The sequence below is a fragment of the [Scytonema hofmanni] UTEX 2349 genome (assembly GCF_000582685.1).
Lineage (GTDB): Bacteria > Cyanobacteriota > Cyanobacteriia > Cyanobacteriales > Nostocaceae > Hassallia > Hassallia hofmanni.
In genome coordinates this window covers 241231-264240 of the sequence record NZ_KK073769.1, presented here as the reverse complement: position 1 = coordinate 264240, position 23010 = coordinate 241231, and the positions used below count along the sequence as shown (strand labels likewise).

At 42.0% G+C, this 23010-nt stretch carries 14 protein-coding genes; 13 read left to right on the top strand and 1 reads right to left on the bottom strand.

Features of this window, described 5'->3' with window-relative positions; translation table 11 throughout:
• A partial coding sequence (locus TOL9009_RS41070) for an NACHT and WD repeat domain-containing protein (RefSeq protein ID WP_084763412.1) occupies positions 1-3054 on the bottom strand: 3054 nt, incomplete at its 3' end.
• A 278-nt stretch (positions 3055-3332) separates the two neighbouring features.
• On the opposite strand from TOL9009_RS41070, the gene gloA reads away from it, so the two are divergent.
• The 13 genes from gloA (at position 3333) to hpsE (TOL9009_RS0130920) (ending at position 23010) form a co-directional block, all read left to right on the top strand.
• A complete protein-coding gene (gloA, locus tag TOL9009_RS0130980) occupies positions 3333-3767 on the top strand; it encodes a lactoylglutathione lyase (RefSeq protein ID WP_029637305.1) in 435 nt (144 codons plus the stop codon).
• A gap of 28 nt (positions 3768-3795) precedes the next feature.
• Positions 3796-5595, top strand: a complete 1800-nt coding sequence (locus tag TOL9009_RS0130975; RefSeq protein ID WP_029637304.1) for an iron uptake porin — start codon at positions 3796-3798, stop codon at positions 5593-5595.
• A 137-nt stretch (positions 5596-5732) separates the two neighbouring features.
• Positions 5733-8402: an ATP-dependent chaperone ClpB gene (gene clpB / locus TOL9009_RS0130970; RefSeq protein WP_029637303.1), complete on the top strand. Its 2670-nt coding sequence runs from the start codon at positions 5733-5735 to the stop codon at positions 8400-8402.
• A 132-nt stretch (positions 8403-8534) separates the two neighbouring features.
• Positions 8535-8765, top strand: coding sequence for a hypothetical protein (locus TOL9009_RS0130965; protein ID WP_029637302.1), 231 nt, complete (start codon positions 8535-8537; stop codon positions 8763-8765).
• A gap of 608 nt (positions 8766-9373) precedes the next feature.
• Entirely contained in the window at positions 9374-10009 is a 636-nt protein-coding gene (locus TOL9009_RS0130960) for a class I SAM-dependent methyltransferase (protein WP_029637301.1), read from the top strand.
• 207 nt (positions 10010-10216) lie between these two features.
• Positions 10217-12196 carry a molecular chaperone HtpG gene (htpG, locus tag TOL9009_RS0130955; RefSeq protein ID WP_029637300.1) on the top strand — a complete coding sequence of 660 codons (1980 nt, stop codon included), beginning with the start codon at positions 10217-10219 and terminating at the stop codon, positions 12194-12196.
• A 184-nt stretch (positions 12197-12380) separates the two neighbouring features.
• Positions 12381-12617 carry a 50S ribosomal protein L28 gene (gene rpmB, locus TOL9009_RS0130950; protein WP_029637299.1) on the top strand — a complete coding sequence of 79 codons (237 nt, stop codon included), beginning with the start codon at positions 12381-12383 and terminating at the stop codon, positions 12615-12617.
• A gap of 728 nt (positions 12618-13345) precedes the next feature.
• Complete coding sequence (hpsA, locus tag TOL9009_RS0130945; RefSeq protein ID WP_029637298.1) at positions 13346-18238, top strand: hormogonium polysaccharide biosynthesis protein HpsA; 4893 nt, start codon at positions 13346-13348, stop codon at positions 18236-18238.
• Between the two features lie 30 nt (positions 18239-18268).
• Complete coding sequence (hpsB, locus tag TOL9009_RS0130940) at positions 18269-19057, top strand: hormogonium polysaccharide secretion pseudopilin HpsB (RefSeq protein WP_051503156.1); 789 nt, start codon at positions 18269-18271, stop codon at positions 19055-19057.
• Positions 19058-19100: 43 nt separating this feature from the next.
• Positions 19101-20105 carry a hormogonium polysaccharide secretion pseudopilin HpsC gene (hpsC, locus tag TOL9009_RS0130935; protein WP_029637296.1) on the top strand — a complete coding sequence of 335 codons (1005 nt, stop codon included), beginning with the start codon at positions 19101-19103 and terminating at the stop codon, positions 20103-20105.
• A gap of 59 nt (positions 20106-20164) precedes the next feature.
• Positions 20165-20839 carry a pilus assembly FimT family protein gene (locus TOL9009_RS0130930; protein ID WP_242055698.1) on the top strand — a complete coding sequence of 225 codons (675 nt, stop codon included), beginning with the start codon at positions 20165-20167 and terminating at the stop codon, positions 20837-20839.
• Positions 20840-21050: 211 nt separating this feature from the next.
• On the top strand, positions 21051-22016 hold the full coding sequence (gene hpsE / locus TOL9009_RS0130925; protein ID WP_029637294.1) for a hormogonium polysaccharide biosynthesis glycosyltransferase HpsE: 966 nt from the start codon (positions 21051-21053) through the stop codon (positions 22014-22016).
• On the top strand, positions 22009-23010 hold the full coding sequence (gene hpsE / locus TOL9009_RS0130920) for a hormogonium polysaccharide biosynthesis glycosyltransferase HpsE (RefSeq protein WP_029637293.1): 1002 nt from the start codon (positions 22009-22011) through the stop codon (positions 23008-23010). The genes hpsE (TOL9009_RS0130925) and hpsE (TOL9009_RS0130920) overlap by 8 nt, the downstream gene beginning before the upstream one ends.

Here is a 23010-nt window from a genome sequence, read left to right as displayed (position 1 = left end):
CGAAAGTTTGCCTGTTGCCACATCCCAGAGTTTGATCGTCTTGTCAGCACTGCCAGAAGCCAAGGTTTTGCCATCGGGACTAAAAGCGACGCTACTGACCTCATCGCTATCCCCAGTCAGGGTTTGCGAAAGTTTGCCTGTAGCCACATCCCAGAGTTTGATCGTCTTGTCAGGACTGCCAGAAGCCAAGGTTTTGCCATCCGGGCTAAAAGCGACGCTATTGACCTTATCCCTATGCCCAGTCAGGGTTTGCGAAGGTTTGCCTGTTGCCATATCCCAGAGTTTGATGGTGTCGTCATAACTGCCAGAAGCCAAGGTTTTGCCATCCGGGCTAAAAGCGACGCTAATGACCTTATCCCTATGCCCAGTCAGGGTTTGCGAAGGTTTGCCTGTAGCCACATCCCAGAGTTTGATCGTCTTGTCACCACTGCCAGAAGCCAAAGTTTTGCCATCGGGACTAAAAGCGACGCTATAGACCCCATCGCTATGCCCAGTCAGGGTTTGCGAAAGTTTGCCTGTTGCCACATCCCAGAGTTTGATCGTCTTGTCAGCACTGCCAGAAGCCAAGGTTTTGCCATCGGGACTAAAAGCGACGCTATTGACCCACTTGCTATGCCCAGTCAGGGTTTGCGAAATTTTACCTGTTGCCACATCCCAGAGTTTGATCGTCTTGTCAGCACTGCCAGAAGCCAAGGTTTTGCCATCGGGGCTAAAAGCGACGCTAATGACCAACTCGCTATGCCCTTGCAAGCGGTTGCGTTCTTTGACATTATAAACAGCGTTGAGCAACGTAGCTACAACTTGTAGAGGAGGATTATCTTTTGAGCGCAGTGGTTTTGCAGAACGTAAAGCTTCAATGAGGGCATCAAACTTTTTGTCTTGATTCAAAAGTTCAGTGGAATAATTAGCCAGAGCCTCAATTTGACCAAGCTGATTTTTTTGTGCTTGCTGCAATTGCCAAAAGCCAAAGCCTGCCAACATCAAAGCACCGACAAAACCACCAGTCAACCCAAAAATAGTTTGTTGTCGTCTGCGTTTCTCTTGCTGCTTCTCCCTATCCCGTTGTTGTCCGCTAACTGCAATAAAATCTCGCTCTTCCTGCGTCATTTCCTCCGCACGGTTGTGCAACCAATCTTCAGCCACAGTTAACGGCACACCACGCAACAAAGCCCCAGAATCATGGTTGTTATTTTTCCACTCTCGTAATGCCACTTTCAGCCGCTCTTGCCAAGTGCGAAACTGACGGTTAGCATTCATCCACTCTCGCAAAGTTACCCATTCCCGAATCAGCGCTTCATGCACCACCTCTACCGTATCTTCCGGAGAAACCTCTCCCCCAACCCCTCCCCTGCGAGGGGAGGGGCTTTCATTCCCCCCTTCCCTAGCAGGGAAGGGGGGCAGGGGGGTTAGGTCTCCCCCCGTCACTACCAACCGCGCTTGATACCCCGCTAAATAACTCACCAAACCCCAATTATCTTCTCCAACCTCCCCACGAGTCGCGATGCGTCGAGTATCCTCCGTTCCCTCCCCAGGACGCACTAATTGCACAAAAATTCGCTCTGCCTGTTTTTGCTGTGTTTCATTAAGTTGTTGATAAACGAGTTCTGCATGATTAGCGATCGCCTTCTTAACTCCGCCAATTTCATCGTATGCATGGTGAGTTAACACCCGGTTTTCTTGCTTTTCCCACAGTCGAGTTAAAGCAAATTCCAACAAAGGCAAATTACCCGGTTCTTGTCCCACATCATCCAAAATGCGTTGCGTCAGTTGCCCTTCTAATTGCACCTCTAACTTTTGTGCAGGAAGTGCGATCGCTGCTTCTAGTTCCTCTGGTTTCATCGAACTTAACAACTGAGGTGTATACTCCTGCAACGCATCCCGAAACGGACGGTAGGAAAGCACATAACCGTAAAAGTCCGCTCGTAAGGTGAAAACCAGTGTCAGATTTTCGGAAGAAATAGCCGCAAGCAAAACATCCGCAAAGCGTTCTTGTTCTTCCTTCTGGCAAAGCGTATAAAGTTCCTCAAATTGGTCTGCAACTAACAACAGACGTTTACCACTGTTGCGTTCTTGGATACGAGACGCTACTTGCTGCAAAGTAATTCTACCCGACTGCATATCACTTGCCAGTCCAGCCGCTTCCCGCAGTTGTTGAGTTTCACCAACTTCTGGCTCTAATAAACGCACCAACGCACAAGCGAGCTGATAAAATGGTTGATTACCAGGACGGAAAGATGAAATCAGCCAGTTTCCCTCACTTCGCAACTGCGGAATCAATCCCGCAAACACCACAGAAGATTTACCACTACCACTCGGACCAACCACACCTACCAAAGGCTGTTTGCGAGTCGTCTGCACTAACTCATTAACAAAAGTCTCCCGTCCAAAAAAGAAAGCTGCATCCTCTTCCCCAAAAGCAGACAATCCCTGATAAGGGTTGGGTGGAATAACTTCACGTTCAAAAGTAGTCGAGACATCAGTTAATTCATTTTTCTTCAGAACCGGAGTTTGATGCTCCATAAAACCGATCATCTGAGATTTACCTAACTCATAGGCAAACTCCACATCTTCCCCAGCACCTAAAGCATCGTAAAAAGCCACAGCAAAGGCAACAGCTGCTTTATCACCCACAGCTTTATTCATGCCAATGACATATTTTACATATTGGCTAATAGCTTCTGCTTGCACTTCTGAATAACAAGCATTGAGAACAACACACTCCACACCCTTAGTAGCAAACAGCTTAAACATACTTGCTAACGCGTCAGCTTGTACATACACCGTCTGCTTCATTTCATTTTCCAGGATAATTCCATCCTCAGCCGTCCCGTGTCCGCAAAAGTGAACAATTTGCGGTTGAGTGTCGAGAATAGCGCGGTAAAAATCACGCGATCGCACTGCCCACTTTTGCTCTAATTTAAACTGTTCCCGCTTATTCGCTCGTCGCAACCCCTCATCAATTTCCCGCACTTCTACATCAAGTTGCAGTTTAGAAGTATCTCTGGGATTAGCTGCCAACAGTAGAATCGTTTTGGCACCCGCTTTATTATTCATTACAGAAGAAATATAATGGTTTGTATAAGTCCCTAGCATCACTAGTACCACTACAACAGCTCATCTAGTCATTACAGACAAAGAAATTTTCCTATTAGATACAAGACATGAAAAACAATGTAGAGACGTAGCACAGAATAGTCTCTCAATGTAAAATCAAGGTTTTAGATTGCTTCTCTGCGCGATCGCAACGGACGTAATTGCGTCACGGTACGTAAGTTTTATATATATTTATGCTATAAGTCCAATTGCCATCTAGCCAAACACAGAGAGGTATTATGCGCTTACTACACACAATGTTACGCGTCGGCAACCTAGAAGAATCCTTGAAATTTTATTGCGATGTCCTGGGAATGAAATTACTGCGACGAAAAGATTATCCAGGTGGAGAATTTACCCTGGCTTTTGTCGGTTACGGTGACGAATCAGACAATACAGTGCTAGAACTAACCTACAACTGGGGTGTGGAAAAATACGACTTAGGTAATGCCTACGGTCACATTGCCTTAGGAGTCGATGATATTTACTCTACCTGTGACCAAATCAAAAAGACTGGTGCTAAAGTAGTCCGAGAACCAGGACCGATGAAACACGGTTCAACGGTAATTGCTTTTGTGGAAGATCCAGATGGGTACAAAGTAGAACTTATTCAATTGGATACTCAGGGTTCAAATGCGAAACAGGAGTCACAAGAAAATCTTGTAACTCAGTAATTAAGTTGTTACATAGGTAAGATTTCGAGTGAAGCAATGTCTGCGGCAAAAAATTAATTCTCAAAAGTTGTCGTCTGAGAACTTAGTCGGTTGCAAAATTATCAGCAACCGACGCAAGTTTTATTGGTTAGAACTTACGCGATCGCACAAGAAAGATAAATATAAACTCGTATTAAGCGCTTTAGCGCTTATTTTAGGCACTAAAGTGCCTACTACGAGTAAGTCGTATTGGATTGTAGCACTAAGTATTATCACTACACTCCTCCAAACGTGCCTGCCATTAAAGGCACAGATGAATCTGGAAGGGGAGACAAGGGAGACAAGGGGACAAGGGGACAAGGGGACAAGGGGACAAGGGGAAAAAATGCCTAATGCCCAATGCCCAATGCCTAATGCCCATTGCCTAATTGCTAATGTAGACAGTGATTCTGAGTTTTTAACTCAACAAACTTCAGTTTCTCAATTGTCTGATGTTCAACCAACAGATTGGGCTTATCAGGCATTGCGATCGCTTATGGAACGCTATAATGTTATCTCTGGTTTTCCTGATAACACTTTTAAAGGCAATCGTCCTCTCAGCCGTAATGAATTTGCCGCAGGTTTAGCGGCTACTTTAGATAAAGTTGAAGGCTTGATTGCTACAGCCATCGGCGATCAATACATTCAAGAGGATATTATCACCTTACGACGGTTGCAAAAAGAATATCGGTCTGCTCTAGATGATTTGCATAAACGTGTCAGCACAACCAGCGATCTGGTAAATTATCTCGAAGCACGTCAATTTTCTACCACAACAACGCTTAAAGGTCAATTAATTTTTGCCCCCACCAGCGGTAGTGATGCTAACAGTACTATAGTCGCCCGTTCGCGCTTAAATCTCAATACCAGCTTTAATGAAAAAGATTTACTCGTTACTCAGTTAGAATCTGGTAATAATGGTGGTGATGCGATTAATTTGGCACAGCAGAAAAATTCTAATAATCTGGCAAACAGCGGCTTTATCGGCAATTATGGAGGACTCGATTACAGCAACGTAGACGAAAACTTACATTTGAGGCGATTATACTACTCGTTTCGTCCCTCACCCGATTTAGCTGTCACCGTTGGGGCAAAAATGCTACCACGGGATTTTATAGATCGTAATAAATACGCGAACAACGAAGCGGTTGATTTTAGTTCCACCTTTTTTATCAATAATCCTCTGATTGTTCAAAATCAAATAGATCGAGAAGGTGGTGCCGGTGCTGCGATCGCATGGAAACCAAAAAATAGTAAATTCACCGTGCGATCGCTTTACATCGCCGGTAACGCCAACCAATCTAATTCAACCACAGACGGGGGTTTATTTGGCGATCGCCATCAAGCCAGTGTAGAAGTGGAATATTCCCCAAGTTCGCGCTTTGCATTGCGGCTACAATATACTAATGCGGAAATTAACAACACTGATATTAATGCCTTTGGGGTCAATGCCGAATATAGTTTAAATCGTAACACCGGAATTTTTACTCGCTTGGGAGTCGGTAACTACCAAGGATTTAACACTGCTATTAACCAAAATATAGATTTACAGCCTTTAAGTTGGGCGATCGGTGTCGGTTTGCGTAACTTGGTTCTTCCCGGAACTGTTGCCGGTGTAGCGATCGGTCAACCTTTTGTTGCTGAAGGCTTTGGTGACGCTACCCAAACTAACTTCGAGGCATTCTACAATCTACAGTTAAACGACAATGTAAGTATAACCCCTATACTATCCCTAGTGAGCAACCCTAATAACGATAGCTCTAACGGCACCATCTGGCAAAGTACACTCAGAACGGTGTTTTCGTTTTAGATTAGGGAATGGGGACTAGGGACTGGGGACTGGGGACTAGGGACTAGGGAATAGGAAAAGAATTATTCCAATGCCCAATGCCCATTGCCCATTGCCCAATGCCCAACTTAAAATCTAAAATCCTAAATTATTTAAAGATGCAGCCTACAGATCCAAATAAATTTACTGATAAAGCCTGGGAAGCGATTGTTAAATCTCAGGATGTAGTTCGTGCTTATCAACAACAGCAATTAGATGTTGAACATTTAATGATTGCTTTATTAGAAGAACCCACAGGATTAGCAACACGCATCCTCGGACGTTGTGAGGTTGATCCGTTCCGTTTGCAGCAGCAAGTTGAAGCATTTATCCAACGTCAGCCGAAAGTTGGCAAAAATGAGCAGCTTTACCTCGGTCGCAATTTAGATATGATGTTAGATCGAGCCGAAGAAGCAAGAGTTAGGATGAAGGATTCCTTCATCTCAGTAGAACACATGCTTCTAGCTTTTGCCGAAGACGATCGCATCGGACGCAAAATGTCCAAAGCTTTTAATTTGGATTCCTCGAAGTTAGAAGCAACCATCAAAACCGTTCGTGGTAGCCAAAAAGTAACCGATCAAGCTCCCGAATCTCGTTACGAAGCTTTGCAAAAGTTCGGCAGAGACTTGACAGAACAAGCGAAAGCTGGTAAATTAGACCCCGTAATCGGACGCGATGACGAAATTCGCCGCGTAATTCAAGTATTGTCGCGCCGCAGCAAGAATAACCCCGTATTAATTGGAGAACCTGGGGTAGGTAAAACAGCGATCGCCGAAGCTTTGGCACAACGCATGGTTAACGGTGACGTTCCCGAATCTTTGAAAAACCGCCAGTTAATTTCCCTCGATATGGGTAGTTTAATTGCAGGAGCAAAATACCGGGGTGAATTTGAAGACCGTTTAAAAGCAGTTTTACGTGAAGTTACTGAATCTAACGGTCAAATAGTTTTATTTATTGACGAGTTGCATACCGTTGTTGGTACAGGTTCTAACCAACAAGGAGCGATGGATGCCGGTAATTTACTCAAACCAATGTTAGCGCGGGGAGAATTGCGTTGTATTGGCGCAACAACTTTGGATGAGTACCGTAAGTATATCGAAAAAGATGCCGCATTAGAAAGACGCTTTCAGCAAGTATTTGTGGATCAGCCCAGCGTGGAAAATACCATTTCCATTTTGCGCGGTTTGAAAGAACGTTACGAAGTGCATCATAATGTGAAGATTTCTGACTCGGCGTTAGTCGCAGCCGCTACATTGTCATCAAGATATATAAGCGATCGCTTTTTGCCAGATAAAGCGATCGACTTAGTAGATGAAGCCGCAGCGCAGTTGAAAATGGAAATTACCTCCAAACCTGCGGAGTTGGAAATTGTTGACCGTCGTTTAATGCAGCTAGAAATGGAAAAGCTGTCATTGGCTGGGGAAGAGAAAGGTACGCCGCAAACAAAAGAGCGTTTAGACCGAATTGAGCAAGAAATCGCCACTTTAACCGAAAAGCAACAGCAATTTAATGAGCAATGGCAAGGTGAAAAGCAGCTATTAGAAGCTATCAGCGCGTTAAAGAAACAAGAAGAAGCGTTGCGGGTGCAAATTGAGCAAGCCGAACGCGCTTACGATCTCAATAAAGCTGCCAAGTTAAAATATGACGATTTGGAGCGAGTACAGCGCGAGTTGGAAGTAAAAGAAGCGCAACTTCTGGAAACTCAAAACCAAGGTACTACCTTACTGCGGGAACAAGTCACTGAAGCTGATATTGCCGAAATCGTCGCCAAATGGACAGGAATTCCCGTAAATCGCCTTTTGGAATCAGAACGGCAAAAATTACTGCAATTAGAAAGCCATTTGCACGAACGAATTATTGGGCAAGAGCAAGCTGTAGAAGCCGTATCAGCAGCAATTCGTCGCGCTCGTGCGGGGATGAAAGACCCAGGACGCCCTATTGGTTCATTTTTGTTCATGGGACCCACTGGTGTGGGCAAAACCGAGCTTGCGCGGGCATTAGCGCAGTTTCTCTTTGATTCTAGTGACGCATTGGTGCGCTTGGATATGTCTGAGTATATGGAGAAACATTCAGTTTCTCGGTTAGTGGGAGCGCCTCCCGGATACGTAGGCTACGAAGAAGGCGGTCAACTTTCGGAAGCAATTCGCCGCCGTCCTTACTCAGTCGTGCTTTTGGATGAAGTAGAAAAGGCGCATCCAGACGTGTTTAACATTTTGTTGCAGGTTTTGGATGATGGTAGAATTACTGATTCTCAGGGAAGGTTAGTTGATTTTAGAAACACCGTCATTGTGATGACGAGTAACATCGGTAGCGAATACATTCTTGATGTATCTGAAGATGACTCCAAATATGACATGATGCAAAAGCGGGTAACAGAAGCTTTGCGATCGCACTTTCGCCCAGAGTTTCTTAACCGCGTCGATGATATAATTATTTTCCACACCCTCAGTCGCCAAGAAATGCGACATATCGTCCGCATTCAACTCAAACGGGTGCAAAATCTGCTAGCAGACCAAAAAATATCATTGGAAATATCGCAAGCCGCGTGCGATCGCTTAGTAGAAATCGGTTATGATCCAGTTTATGGCGCACGTCCCATCAAACGAGCAATTCAGCGAGAAGTAGAAAATGCGATCGCTACCAAGTTGTTAGAGAACACCTTTATCTCAGGCGACACCATTTTAATTGACAAAGGCGATAACGGACTCACCTTTAACAAAAAAGTGACAATTAAAGTGGCAATACCGCAAACCACCGTCAACTCGCTCAAGTCATTGCCTGAGGCTTGAAACTACTATTTGTAGGGTGTGTTGCCGCGCAGCGCAACGCACCATCTCAGTATTAAGGGAGTGGCGATCGCACCCTACACTCTTAACCGATAAGATACTTAGACATAGATAGAAAATCGGGAAATTATATCCATGTCGCAGATTGAAGACTACGGAGTGACCGTAGAAGAGTATTTGGATGGACTGGCAGCAGGAATTGATGTTTTGGAACTGAAGCGCTTAGAAGCAAGTGGAATTCCTACAAATCTGGCTTTGGAAGTTATGGCAATTGTACCAAAGGTAATCGATGGTACAGCCACCCCTGAAGAAATTGTTAGGGGACTAATGATTTTGACACCATCGCTTAGACAACAAATTCAATAGTTTTTTTACCGAAGTACCGCTCGAAGAACCTCGTATCGTTGGCAAGATAAATGGGTTGATGAAGTTGTGCGATCGCCTGGCGTAGAAATCGGTTACGATCCAGTTTACAACACACGTCCGATCAAACGGGCAATGAGCGCCAGAAGTAGAAAATGCGATCGCTAGCAAGTTGTTAGAGAACACCTTTATCTCTGGCGACATCATTTTAATCGACAAAGGCGATAACGGACTCACCTTTAACAAAAAAGTGTAAGGTGCCAGTGCCACAGATTACTACATTGTCGCGAGAAGAATAATAATCGTCGTAGAGACGTTCCGGCGGAACGTCTTATATATATGATTTTTCGGACATGATATAATTTCAGTCCGAGTCGCGGGAAGAATAGTAACCGTCGTAGAGACGTTCCGGCGGAACGTCTTTACAATATATATGATTTTTCGGACATGATATAATTTCAGTCGGATTTATCCGACTTTAGCTTTCAGCCTGGGACTTAAGTCCCAGGCTGTTGGTAATGAAAAAAATATTTTTTACCTAAAATTGTTACTCGGACTGATTTTTGGGGAAAAATTTAATTACTCACCCACAACTTTAGTCAGTCCATTTTATGCAACTCATTAGCTCATTAAACCTGAAAAATTCGGAATATTTATCAAAAGATAGGCTGATTAGTTATCACCACCAATTGCGTCTAATATTTACATTAGGCTCACAGGTAAAAAACATCCTGGAAATTGGGATTTTTAATTCCCTGTTAACGGATATCCTCAAACGCAATGGCTACAATGTCACCACTGCTGATATTGACCCAAACTTAGAACCAGACATAATTTTGGATCTAACAAATGATTTTTCGACCCTCAAAGATAAATTTGATGCGATTGTCCTGTTTCAGGTGCTGGAACATTTGCCTTATGAACAATCAGAAGAAGCCTTAAAACAACTTGCACTTATTACAAAGAAATTTTTAGTAATTTCGATTCCCTATAATGCCCAATTTTTGGCACTTCAAATCAAATATTCTTATGCACATAGGTCAAGGTATTTATTATTTCATGTGCCAAAATTTTGGAGTACAAAACCAGTTTGTAACGAGCATTATTGGGAAATGGGGCTAAAAGGATATCCCAAAAAGCGGATTTTAGACTCGGTTGCCAAAGCAGGATTAACCATCAAGCAAGAATTTATCGATCCCATCCATCCATATCACTATTTTTTAGTCTTGGAAAAAAATACTAAGTAGGAGGATATTTAGCAGGGGTAGGGAAATCCGAATCACTCTATGGGGGCAAACAACTCTGAAAAAAGAAGCGATCGCCTAAGTTATGCCTTTACAATCCTAATTGGTATCATGCCTTCTAGCATTCTTCAGGCTTACCCTTGAAAGCAGATGGCTATGATGTATTTGCCAGAGTCATAATTCAGATACTTAAACAGAACATTAGGAATCATGCTTGAACAAGGCACTATCAGTATCCATACTGAGAATATTTTCCCGATTATCAAAAAGTCCCTTTACTCCGACCACCAAATATTCTTGCGAGAACTGGTATCGAACGCTGTAGATGCCATCCAAAAACTGAATATGGTATCTCGCGCTGGAGAATATTCAGGCGAAATTGGCGAACCAGAAATAGAAATCGCCATTGACAAAAACAACAAAACCCTCTCTATTACCGACAACGGCATCGGGATGACCACTGACGAGGTGAAAAAATACATCACCCAAGTTGCTTTCTCCAGTGCCGAAGAATTTATTCAGAAGTACCAAGGCAAATCAGACCAACCAATAATCGGTCACTTTGGTCTAGGCTTTTACTCTTCCTTCATGGTGGCGCAAAAAGTCGAAATTGATACCTTATCTTATAAAGAAGGTTCCCAAGCTGTTCACTGGACTTGTGATGGTTCTCCAGAGTACACCCTGGAAGATTCACCCAGGACAACTCGTGGCACCACCATTACCCTGACCCTACAAGAAGAAGAAGAGGAATATTTAGAATCATCACGAATTAAGAATCTTGTCAAGACTTACTGCGATTTCATGCCAGTACCCATCAAACTTGAGGGTGAGGTGTTAAATAGGCAGAAAGCAACTTGGCGAGAATCTGCAAGTAGTTTGAGTCAAGAAGATTATTTAGAATTTTACCGCTACTTGTATCCTTTCCAGGAAGAACCGCTGTTGTGGGTGCATTTGAATACAGATTATCCGTTTATCATCAACGGGATTTTGTATTTTCCCAAGATGAAACCGGATGTGGATGTGACAAAAGGGCAAATTAAGCTATTTTGTAACCAAGTTTTTGTCAGTGACAACTGCGAGGAAATAATTCCCCAATTTTTGGTTCCGATGCGGGGTGTAATTGATAGCGCTGATATTCCCCTGAATGTGTCGCGGAGTGCCTTGCAAAGCGATCGCACTGTGCGGAAAATAGGCGATTATATCGCCAAAAAAGTAGGCGATCGCTTAAAAGAACTATACCGCGATAACCGCGAACAATACATCAACACCTGGAAAGACCTAGGCACCTTCGTTAAATTTGGCGTTCTCAACGACGACAAATTCAAAAAACAAGTTGAAGACATCATCATCTTCCGCACCACCGCCAAGCTATCAGAAAAAACCGCTGATACCCCAGCAGTACAGGTACAATCAGACGAAGGCGACGCATGGCAAGATGTCACTCCCAAAACGGCTGATTCCACCCCTCAATCCCCATACACCACCCTCAAAGAATACTTAGAACGTAACAAAGAACACCACGAAAACCGCGTTTTCTACTGCACTGATGCGGCAACACAAGCTACCTATGTAGAATTGCACAAAAACCAAGGTTTAGAAGTCCTATTTATGGACTCCTTCATCGATACCCACTTTATCAACTTCCTAGAACAAGAATATAAGGATGTTAAATTCACGCGGGTAGACTCTGACTTAGATAACACCTTGCTGGATAAAGACAAAGGTAGCGAAATTGTTGACCCTGCAACCAACAAAACCCGCAGTGAAGTCGTCAAAGAACTCTTTGAGAAAGCACTCAACAAACCCAGACTCAACATCCGCACCGAAGCTTTAAAATCAGACGATCCGCAAGGAACACCACCAGCAATGGTACTATTACCAGAAATTCTGCGGCGTCTGCGAGAAATGAACGCTATGATGCAGCAACAAGGGGCAGAATTTCCCGAAGACCACATTTTGTTAGTGAATACCGCTCACCCCCTGATTCAAAATCTGGCGAACCTTAATCAAGGCAGTATAATTCAAGGTGATGGTCAGTCGCCCACAGGTCAGTTGGTGAATATGATTTGCCAACACGTCTACGATTTGGCACTGATGTCTCAGAAAGGGTTTGACGCTGAAGGAATGAAATCTTTTGTCGAACGCTCAAATGAAGTCCTCACCAAGCTGACAGAACAAGCCGCAAAATAATCACCCTGGCAGAGCCGGGAAATTGTAGGGTGCGTTAGGGAACCGTAAGGCACCTTCTTTAGAGACGTTCCACCGGAACGTCTCTACAAATTGCTAATGCCGCAAGGATATAATATTGCATCTTACTCGATAAAAATTTAATACAATAAGAGATTGTGTTCAAGATAAATAGGATATTCTGAGTATGTCTCGTCGCTGTGAACTAACTGGTAAAAAGGCAAATAACGCCTTTGCAATTTCCCACTCCCACCGTCGTACCAAGCGACTTCAGCAACCCAACCTGCAAAGCAAGCGCGTTTGGTGGCCCCAAGGAAACCGTTGGGTTAAACTGAAAATATCAACCAAAGCCATCAAAACCCTAGAAACCAAAGGGTTACACGCAATGGCAAAAGAAGCCGGCATTAACCTCAATCATTACTAACAATCGCCAATTCATAAAAACGCACCCAACATAAAGCGCATTTTTGTAGTAAGCGCTTCAGCGCTTTAGTCTTTACTACAACCCCATCAAAATTAATGTGGTCAACTACCACACTAACCGCACACAAGAATACTTACCACTAAAGCCTCCCCTAACTGGCTACGGTGTACACACAACTCCCTCAAAACCTCACCCTCGCTTTTAGCGTAGCTAAAATCTTTCCCTCTACGCAGTGCAATGAGAGGAATGTCTGGAACGGACAAGGTGAGGTTTTTCACTCCTTTTTGGGGAATTCGATGACTTGTGTGTACACGGTTGCCTAACTGGGGAGGCTTTTAACTATCTAATATGAATTTTTCAACAACTGATATGTTTTCTTTAACAGATGGGTACTATAAGTTTACTTTGCTAACAACAGCTTCAGGAAATCACCTATTGCTGAAATACCTTTGGCAAAATTAATGTGAAATTATGGCGCTATTATCCTTTGTCGGCTATAAATCAAATAATTCTCATCAAATCTGTATTTACCGGAATAATCTCCAAAAGTTACAAATGATATAACTCTAATAACAGAGATTTTTCATCTTTAAAAATCCCTAAAACACAGTGAATTAGACACTTAAATAAAATCTCTGCATGTTGCCTACGAAATTATTCGATAGGCTTAATTTTCAATTTCCAAAAAATACAAATTTTAGTGAAATACACTTGACAGGAAAGCAGCTATGTCTTCAAAACGCCGGCTAGTCAAGGCAATAAAAATATTATCCAAAAGATTTACTAGATTTACCAAAAATTATCTAACAGCAATTAATAAGTCAATTAATTGGCTATTACGAACTTTATTTATCACCCGAAGACGACGAGAATCAGCGAATGCTGGTTTTGTCTTGCCAACAGTGGCAATGGTAGCGATAGTAGTTGTGCTGCTAACCACTGCGATTTTATTTAGGTCTTTTGATAGAAGCAAAAATGCTAGTAATGTTCGAGTGAATCAGGCAGTTATAAATGCTGCGGCTCCTGCGATTGATAGAGCTAGAGCTAAATTAGATGCTTTATTTGAAGACCCAACATTGCCACGGGGAACACCAACTGATAGCGCTTTATATGACGCTATTAAAAAAGATAAATATAGGCTTGGTGATGAAACTCGTCTAAAGCTGGCTTATGATATTCCAAATAACACCCCAGGTACTTCGTTGGAGACAGATGAATCATTAAAAACTGCTTGGAAATTTGCTGTAGATACAGATAACAACGGCAAAAAGGACACCTATACTTTATACGGAATTTACTTCCGCTCACCGACTAGAAATACTACCACAGGGCAGTTTAACCGCAAAAGAAATCCCTTGGAAGCTAAAACCCCACCAATGGATAATGCCAATACAAACACTAACTGTCCAAGTGCTAGCGGTTTTTCTAGCTTGGTGGGTAATTCTAGTTGGTATAAACTCCAATCGGGTAATCTGGGTAAAAGCTTCTTTGTCTATGCAGTTAATGTACCAATTACTAACCTTACTGGTTTAAGTGCGACGGAATACGAAACCTATAAAGGAGACAAAGGTTTTGTCGCATTAGAATTTCAACAAGACCGAAGTCGCGTTCCTGTAGCTTATAACGCAGTTTGGTCTGAACACGATTTAGAAATTACACCTGGTGTAGCCTTGGCACTGAATGGGAGAATTCACACTAATGGCAATTTGCTCATTGGGGGAGGTGGTCCAGGTAATATTGAGTTGCGACAAGTCAGCAGTAAGTCATCGTGTTTTTATAACCAAGAAAACGGGCAGATTAGTGTCGGAGGTAATGTAGGAACTGGAAGCATTGCTCAAACTACCGATCAAAAAGCTGCTAAAGTTCATTTGTATAAAGGTTTTGGTAATGCACCACTAACAAATACAGGAGATATAGAGATTAAGAGTACTAGCAGGTCTACTGATAGTGCCGGCGGTGCATCTATCGGCTTTAACGATGATGCATACAATCAACGCATTGCCACGATGAAGACTGATGCGATCGCTCTTTGTTCATCATGTAACACTGCAACTACTGGTAGTGGAGTTGAAACAGCAGTTGCAGCTAGTGGATACCCAGACGATATTAAAAAAAATGTTGATGAACGTGTTCAAGTTGGTGATGATGACACCACAGCGAGAAAGATTCTTGCAGATGAAATAGAACTTTACCTTAAAAATCGTACACGCCGCGTACCCTTCGCTGAAGTAGCCTTTGGAGGAAACGCATTAACTGGCTATAGCGCTATTACTTACAGTTTATTTGAACCCCCAGCAGTTTGGAGAGAGCCAATAAACAGCAGCAACCAGTTGACTAACGCAACAACTGTGACTGTGACTCCTACTCAGTTAGAAGCGACAGAACCAACAAAACGCAACCAAGAAGGTGTTCAGACTAAGTTAGGCGATCGCATTTTTGTCGGTAACAATCTACCTGCATTATGGAAATCAGATGGCAAATATGTTGGCATGGATGGTCAACAGCCAATTTTTAATAACAGCAGCGCTGTTAACTGGACAAGACCAACTGGTTCTCCGCAAAGATGGCGTACCACTCAAAGCGAAAGTCTTGGCGACCTCGGTATTTCAGCAAGAAATGGCTTTTGGGAAAAAAACGCCGCTAAGATTCCAGAAAATGAGTTAGATAACGTTGGTGGAGTCCGCATTGTAACTGGTGCCGGGATTTATGTTGATGGTCCTGGTGTTACCAATGCATCCGGTCCTTATTACGGTCGTGACACTAATTCATTTTTAAAAGAGCCTGCTACTGTCTTAGGTATTACTCCTCCTACTCTGCCTGATATACTTGTGTGGTCCGACACCATGCCCATGAGTAGCCCTAACCCAGCAGAAACACGCAAGGGCGATTTACTAATGCGGGCAACTGCTGTGTATCACTACAAAAATAACGCTGAAGATTACCAAACCCCTATAGCTTGTGTTAGTAGCTACCACGACCCCAGCTATATATACTTCAAAGACATCAACAACAACGGCGTTCAAGATGCTGGAGAAGTATTTGATTCAACTAAAAATAGAACTGGCTTACCTTGGAATGCTGATACAAATGGTAAATCTAACAACGGTGTTGTTTACAACTTCCCTGGCAGAAGTACCTTTGCCACCTACAAAGCTCATCTAGTAAAACAAGCAAACTTAGTCTTTCCTAATGGGCGTCGAGTAAATCAACCCTTAAAGGATGCTCTAGATAAAATTGGCACTGGGACTACAGTACCGACAGGTTCAACCAGTAACTTAGAACTGGCAGATTATTCAGCAATTGATACTGCCCTGTGTGCGATTTCTATTTTCAATAATGAAATCGGTTTCGTCACTCCAAGTAACCAACCTCCTCATGGCGCTATTAAAGAAGCATCTTTCCTAGATGCTAGGGAAATCAAGCAGGCTAGCTTTCTACCTGCCACTGACTACCTTTTAGACCTTGAACAGCGTCAACCCTTAGAAGTTCGGGTAACTGATATTAATGTAGCCCAGCTAATCACGACATCGATTACAGGTACAGTTGGTACAGGTACAGAATATCTATTACCGATGAGTGGCATTATTTACGCCACCAGAGAAGATGCATTAATAGATAAAAGTAACACAACTGCTCAGTCAGAATTACTTAGCCCAACAGACTTTCAGCTTGATGCCACTCGTCGCACCAATGGTATCCGCCTTTACAACGGTGATACCTTAGCAAGGAATAACAGCAATACTTTCATCGCTAGAGAAAAGGGTCTGATTTTAGCAACGGATTTACCCGCATATATTAGAGGTAGATTCAACTTGCACCGTACTGACACCACCAGTAGTACAGAAATTGAAGAATTTCAAACATTAGAATCTACCAGCTTTTACGATCGCAGCGATCCTCAAACCAAGTTTGCTTGTCGTCCAGGAAGAACAGGTTGTCCTACTGATGGGGGAGACTACTGGCGATCGGCAACAGTTGTTGCTGATTCGATGACGCTGCTATCTAGCACTTTTGTCGATGGCGCCCGCAACCAAGGCGATTTTGACCTAAACAACAACACTGGTATTCCACTTACAAGCAACTTAAATCTAACCAGCTTGCCCACCAACATAAATAATAACCCTCGACTGAAAAACGGCTTTTTGGAAAACAACTACCTCACTAATACCGATTGGTGGCAACCAGTTAATGGAACTGGTAATACCATTATTCCAAAAACTGCATTAGGTTCCTACACAATCAATGGTGTAACACCAATTCAGCGACGGGCAAATGGTTTCCCCTTGTATGTGATGGAAATCTGCCCCAAAGAAGAGGTATCACAATGTACAGCAAATGACTGGGTGGTTGGATTTGACAGTGATGGAAATGGTGCTTTAAGCATCACAGAGAAGAACATTAAGGCAAATCAATTAGGCAAAGCTATAGCCGATGCTCCTGGCTACTCTGCAACTGTTGTTACTAATTGGAATACTGCATTCGGAACTGCTCCAAATAATAAGAGCATAAGACAACGGCTTGGGGCTGGCGATACAGGTAGTTTAGCTTTAGTTGCAGAAGATAGGCGTTATCCTCGCCGGGTTGCCTTTGCCCGTGATAACAACAACCAACTGGTAACAACCACTGCTACTGATACTTACCAACCTATAGGAGTAGGTTGTCCTTTACGTACTACTGCTTATAGCACTACCGTCACTGCGGCTGAATATACAGAAAATGGATGTATATACACAACTGGCACTCTAGTAGCAGGGACTAATTACGGAATATCTGGAGGCAACATTAGCGCTCTCTGGTTCAGAACAACAAGTACAGGTGATGCCCCTGGCACTAACCCAACTTATAGAAATGACCAATCCCTATTCTATTTGCCGCCCATTGATAGTTTGGGCGAAAGTCCTGAGAATACTTTACCTGATGCAGATGGTCAACCAATTTTAGTACCTGTTTTGCAAATTCATGATGCAGATAAGAAACCAAATGATACTCTCAGGCAGGACTCAGCAGTACAAACGCAGTTTAGGGATAATTGGCTAAAAAAAGCTGATACTGGCACTACCATATTTAATGTCACGTTCGTAGTTGGAAACAGTCCTAGTAGACCTACTGAAGTGTCAGCAGGTTTGCAAAACTTAGTACGCTTTTTGGAAAACTGGGAAGGTAGAACAACCAAAATTCGTGGTGGCTTTATTCAACTTAAGCGGAGTGCCTTTGCTACAGCGCCGATTTCACCCCTTTTGAAAAGCAGAGGGGTATTGGGTACTGACACTACCACAACTCTGGGTAATCTCAGCATATATGACTACCCATTTGATAATTACCCAATTGAAGACGGCGATGGTTTGTTACCTTTCTACTCAGCACCCACTCGAAACTGGGGTTTTGATGTCGGACTTTTGTCAGAGCAACCTGACTTATTTGCCCAAAGATTTACCCAGCCTTCCGCAGGTCGTCCAAGTGAGTTCTTTAGAGAAGTAGGTCGAGATGATGTTTGGGTGAAAACATTGCTTTGTGCTGGTGAGGCAAATAACCGCACAGGAGTAGGCAGTGCTACTTACTCTACCAAGGCTGTTCCTGACGAATATCGTCCACAAGGCTGTCCAAGCGTACCAAATGACTAAACATCGGGTTTGAATATAGGGTAAATTGCCATGACGACAGCAAAACGAGCAAGCAAACAAACACTACAGGTTAATAAAGCTGGAAAAATACTTGCATCCTACTCAAAATCTCGCCAAGGGGGTTTCACGATAATTGAATCTTTAGTAGCGATCGTAGTGGTTAGCATTTTGTTATCAGCGATCGCACCAGTTATTATCTTATCAGTGGCAACCCGCGTTCAAGCCCGAAGGATAGAATTTGCAACCCAAGCAGCCAAATCCTATATTGATGGAGTCAGAACTAAGAAAATTGACCCCCCATTAGCCACTAGTGATAGTCTCCTTAAAGATTTTCCTGTTCCTATAAACTCAGGAAGCATAAGCTGTGCAGCAAATTCTTACTGCACAAATACAACGGGGACAACATCACCAGGAACTCCCCCATCTCCAACTAATTTGTATTGCATAGATTTTGATGGTGTAACTGTACCTCCTTCTACTAACGCTACCGATCCTCCTAAATGCCAAAATACCAGTACCACTGATATGGTTGTGCAGGTTTTTCGTAACAAAACCTCTACAACGGGATATGCCTTAGGGGTGAGGGTTTACAGAGCAAATGCTTTTAAAAGTGGCATCACTTTTAAGGCATCGAAAGACAGCGTTAAACAGCAACAGACTTTTACTGGTGGAACTGGCTTAGGAACACTGCAAGCACCTTTAGTAGAAATGTCAACAGATATTACTGATACAGTGCCTAGCTATAGCGACCTTTGCAAGCGTCTTCAAGGTTCAGACCCAACTAACCAACCAATCGACAAAGGTTGCACCACCAATTGAATCTTAATTCTTCAGCATCTGTTAATAAAAGGGAAACCGTAACATGATGAGTTCACTCAAATTTATACTGAACCTTAAATTAAAATGCTTTGGCATAAATAATAAAAATAGTGGCTTTACCCTAATTGAACTGCTAATAGGAATGGTTTTAGCCATACTGATCATCACCCCTTTATTGGGATTTATGATTGACATCCTAGACACCGATCGCAAAGAACAAGCCAAAGCAACCAGCGAGCAAGAAATTCAGGCTGCACTTGATTTCATTGAGCGAGATTTACAGCAAGCAGTTTATATTTACGATCGTGATGGATTAACTAGAGACGGAGATAATACAACTCCTCCGACTCCTCCTACTATTCTTCCTGCTAATTCAGGAATTAAAAACCGAATACCACCCGTAAAGGAAGCTCCTAATTGTAAGCAAACCAACGCTGATGGAACTGTTTGTCAACCAATTCTAGTTTTTTGGAAACGAGAATATTTAGCTGATAGTGTTGGGGTGAGTTCTAAAACAGATACTGTTAAAGACGATGGTTTTGCTTATTCATTAGTGGCATATTACTTAATTACAAATCCTACCGGGGGCAACACTACCTGGTCACGTTCAGCACGCATTGGTAGATTTCAAATTCGAGGTAAAATTAGTGCAGCTTATTCTAATACTAAAGGCGAAGATTCTAGTCCTGGGTTTAATCCACCACCTCTAGACCCAACCATTCCTGGCTCTAGCCTCAAGGAAAAGATGAATCAATGGAAAGCAGACTCAGCAGCTTACACTTCACGAACTGAGACTTTACTTGATTATATTAGCACTAGTGGACCTGCGATTACTTGTCCGGCTAATTCACAAGATATAGGAACTAACACATCTGGATTTTATGCTTGTGTAGAAGCGGATAAAGTATTGGCAAAGATTTACTTAAGAGGTAATGCCTATTTTCGCCTTGACAAGAATAATCAAATTCAGTATTCAAACAGTGCTGCTACTTATTTCCCAACTGCAAGCATTCAAGTGCAAGGACGCGGATTTTTACCTGCTAAATAACCTTAATAACTCATCTAATTAATTAACAAAAAGGTATTATGTATAGCGTGGGTTTATTGATGTTTAAAAAAAATCATAAAAAATCTGTACTGGCAATATTAAAGCAGCAATTCGCAGGTAAAAACTACTACGCTTCTGGAGATATCCAACAGAATGCCGGCTTCACACTGATCGAATTGATAGCAGTGGTGCTGATGGTAGGAATTTTAGCGGCGATCGCTGCTCCTGGCTGGGTTGGTTTTACCAATCGACAGCGAGTAAATAAAGCTAACGATGTCGTCTTAGCTGCACTGCAAGACGCACAACGAGAAGCTAAAAAGAAAAAACTTAGCTACAGCGTCAGTTTTACAACTAATAACACTAATAAAGTTCCACAAATTGCCATACACCCTAGCGATTTTGCACCTGATAATTACTGGCGTGATTTAGGTGGAGATTTAGAAATTAAACCACGACAAATATTGCTAGGTACAAACCTAAATAATAGAAACAGTATTAGCAATACTTCAACTTACGCTTCCGTCTACAATTCCAATGCACCACAAACAATTACTTTCGATTATATGGGTATTTTAGCAACTAAGACTAATAGTAATCCTTCTGATACAGGTTTAAAAGTTCTAGTAGCTGTACCTAACCCTGGAACTACCACAGCAAGTGAGGTAAAACGATGTGTGATTGTAGACACTCTTCTAGGAGGAATGCGAACTGAAAAAGATGGTGATTGCAATTAAATAATAAATGCGATCGCTAAACAATAATAAAAATTCCATAAAAATACGGAACTATAAACTGCACCTTCAGAGCAAACTTGAAATATCAGGTGCAATTTTTGTTTATCTATCTCATGAATAATGGCAAATTAGTCACATAGTAACTTTAACTAGATTTTTTATCTTTGGGCATACTAAAAAATTACCCTAATAGCAATACAAATTTTGCGCTATGACTAAGTGTCTTGACTTTACTGTAGCCATCCCAACTTACAACGGTGCAAGTCGTTTGCCTGAGCTTTTAGAACGACTGCAAAATCAAATTTGCACTCCATATTTATCTTGGGAAATCATTGTTGTAGATAATAACAGCACTGATAATACAGCTAAAGTGGTTCAGGCATATCAAGAAAATTGGCAATGTGCTTGCCCATTAAAGTATTGCTTTGAAGCGAAACAAGGAGCAGCTTATGCCCGAAAACGCGCAGTTGAAGAAGCTAAAAGTCAATTAATCGGTTTCCTTGATGATGACAATTATCCGGTATCAAATTGGGTAACAGCAGCTTATGCTTTTGCTCAAAAGCATCCCAATGCGGGAGCTTTTGGGAGCCAAATTCACGGTGATTTTGAAGTCCAACCGCCGGAAAACTTTCATAAAATAGCCTGTTTTTTAGCTATCACCGAACGAGGTGATAAACCCCATATATATCAGCCCAAAATGAAAATGCTACCCCCAGGAGCAGGCTTAGTAGTTCGTAAACAAGCTTGGTGCGAAAATGTTCCACAACAACCTGTTTTAAACCACAAAGGTAGAGAAGCGGGTTTAGCAAGTGAAGATTTAGAAGTTGTCTTACATATTCAGTTAGGTGGTTGGGAGATTTGGTATAACCCAGAAATGCATGTATATCATAAAATTCCTGCGTGGCGATTGCAAAGAGAATATTTAATTCTTCTATTTCGCTGCGTTGGCTTAAGTCGTTATCACTTACGGATGCTGAGAACAAAACCTTGGCAAAGACCCTTAGCGAGTTTAGCATACTTAGTTAATGATTTACGCACGATTATAATTCACACTTTCAAATATCGAGGTGTAATTAAAACTGATTTAATTGCTGCCTGTGAAAAAGAGTTACTAGTAAGCAGTTTAATTAGCCCTTTTTATCTTTTTAAAATAAAATTTTTGAAAAATTATGACTGACAAAAGTAAAAATAATATTTTAAATCTAACTTTAGCTATTCCTACATATAACAGTGAAAATCGGTTAACTAGACTTTTGGAGAAGTTGAAAAATCAGAGTTTTGAAGAAACTCTAAGCTGGGAAATAGTTATTGTTGATAACAATAGTAAAGATAACACTGCTCTTGTAATTGATAATTATCAAAAAACCTGGAATAGTGAAATTCCGTTGAGGTACTTTTTGGAAAAACAACAGGGAGCTGCATTTGCAAGACTGAGAGCCGTAAAAGAAGCCAGAGGTGAGATAATCGCATTTCTAGATGATGATAATCTACCTGCATCTGATTGGGTAGCACAGGCTCATAACTTTGGTCAAAAACATCCTCTAGCTGGTGCATGGAGCGGTCAAATACATGGTGAATACGAGGTAAAACCGCCACATAATTTTGAAAGAATTCAAGCCTTTATGGCTATTAGAGAACACGGAAATCAATCCCATTTATTTGATCCAGATAATTTAAGGCTTCCTCCTGGTGCAGCGCTTGTAGTTCGTAAACAAGCATGGTGCGAAAATGTTCCACAACGACCTAATTTAACAGGAAAATTACCAGGATTGATGGTACAGGGAGATGACTATGAACCATTGTTATACATACACAAAGCAGGTTGGCAAATTTGGTATAACCCTGCTATGCATACTTATCATCAAATACCACATTGGCGATTAGAAAAAGATTATTTGATAAGCTTGGCTAGAGGCTGCGGTTTATGTCATTGTCAGCTACGCTTTATAAATGCCAAAACTTGGCAAAAACCTATTGTGTTTGCTAGGATTTTTGTGGCAAATTTACGGCGAGTTTTACGACATTTAATTAAGTATAAAGGTCAACTAAAACATGATATAATTGCACGTTTTGAAATTGAGTTCTATTTAAGCAGTATGATAAGTCCTTTTTATTCTTTAAAATGTTATTTTAGCAATATTTTTGGGAAGAATAAGGTTGTAAAAACCTAG

Coding starts and splice junctions, on each gene's coding strand:
- gloA (WP_029637305.1), top strand. CDS start 3,333: ATGCGCTTACTACACACAATGTTACGCGTCGGCAACCTAGAAGAATCC.
- clpB (WP_029637303.1), top strand. CDS start 5,733: ATGCAGCCTACAGATCCAAATAAATTTACTGATAAAGCCTGGGAAGCG.
- TOL9009_RS0130965 (WP_029637302.1), top strand. CDS start 8,535: ATGTCGCAGATTGAAGACTACGGAGTGACCGTAGAAGAGTATTTGGAT.
- TOL9009_RS0130960 (WP_029637301.1), top strand. CDS start 9,374: ATGCAACTCATTAGCTCATTAAACCTGAAAAATTCGGAATATTTATCA.
- htpG (WP_029637300.1), top strand. CDS start 10,217: ATGCTTGAACAAGGCACTATCAGTATCCATACTGAGAATATTTTCCCG.
- rpmB (WP_029637299.1), top strand. CDS start 12,381: ATGTCTCGTCGCTGTGAACTAACTGGTAAAAAGGCAAATAACGCCTTT.
- hpsA (WP_029637298.1), top strand. CDS start 13,346: ATGTCTTCAAAACGCCGGCTAGTCAAGGCAATAAAAATATTATCCAAA.
- hpsB (WP_051503156.1), top strand. CDS start 18,269: ATGACGACAGCAAAACGAGCAAGCAAACAAACACTACAGGTTAATAAA.
- hpsC (WP_029637296.1), top strand. CDS start 19,101: ATGATGAGTTCACTCAAATTTATACTGAACCTTAAATTAAAATGCTTT.
- TOL9009_RS0130930 (WP_242055698.1), top strand. CDS start 20,165: ATGTTTAAAAAAAATCATAAAAAATCTGTACTGGCAATATTAAAGCAG.
- hpsE (WP_029637294.1), top strand. CDS start 21,051: ATGACTAAGTGTCTTGACTTTACTGTAGCCATCCCAACTTACAACGGT.
- hpsE (WP_029637293.1), top strand. CDS start 22,009: ATGACTGACAAAAGTAAAAATAATATTTTAAATCTAACTTTAGCTATT.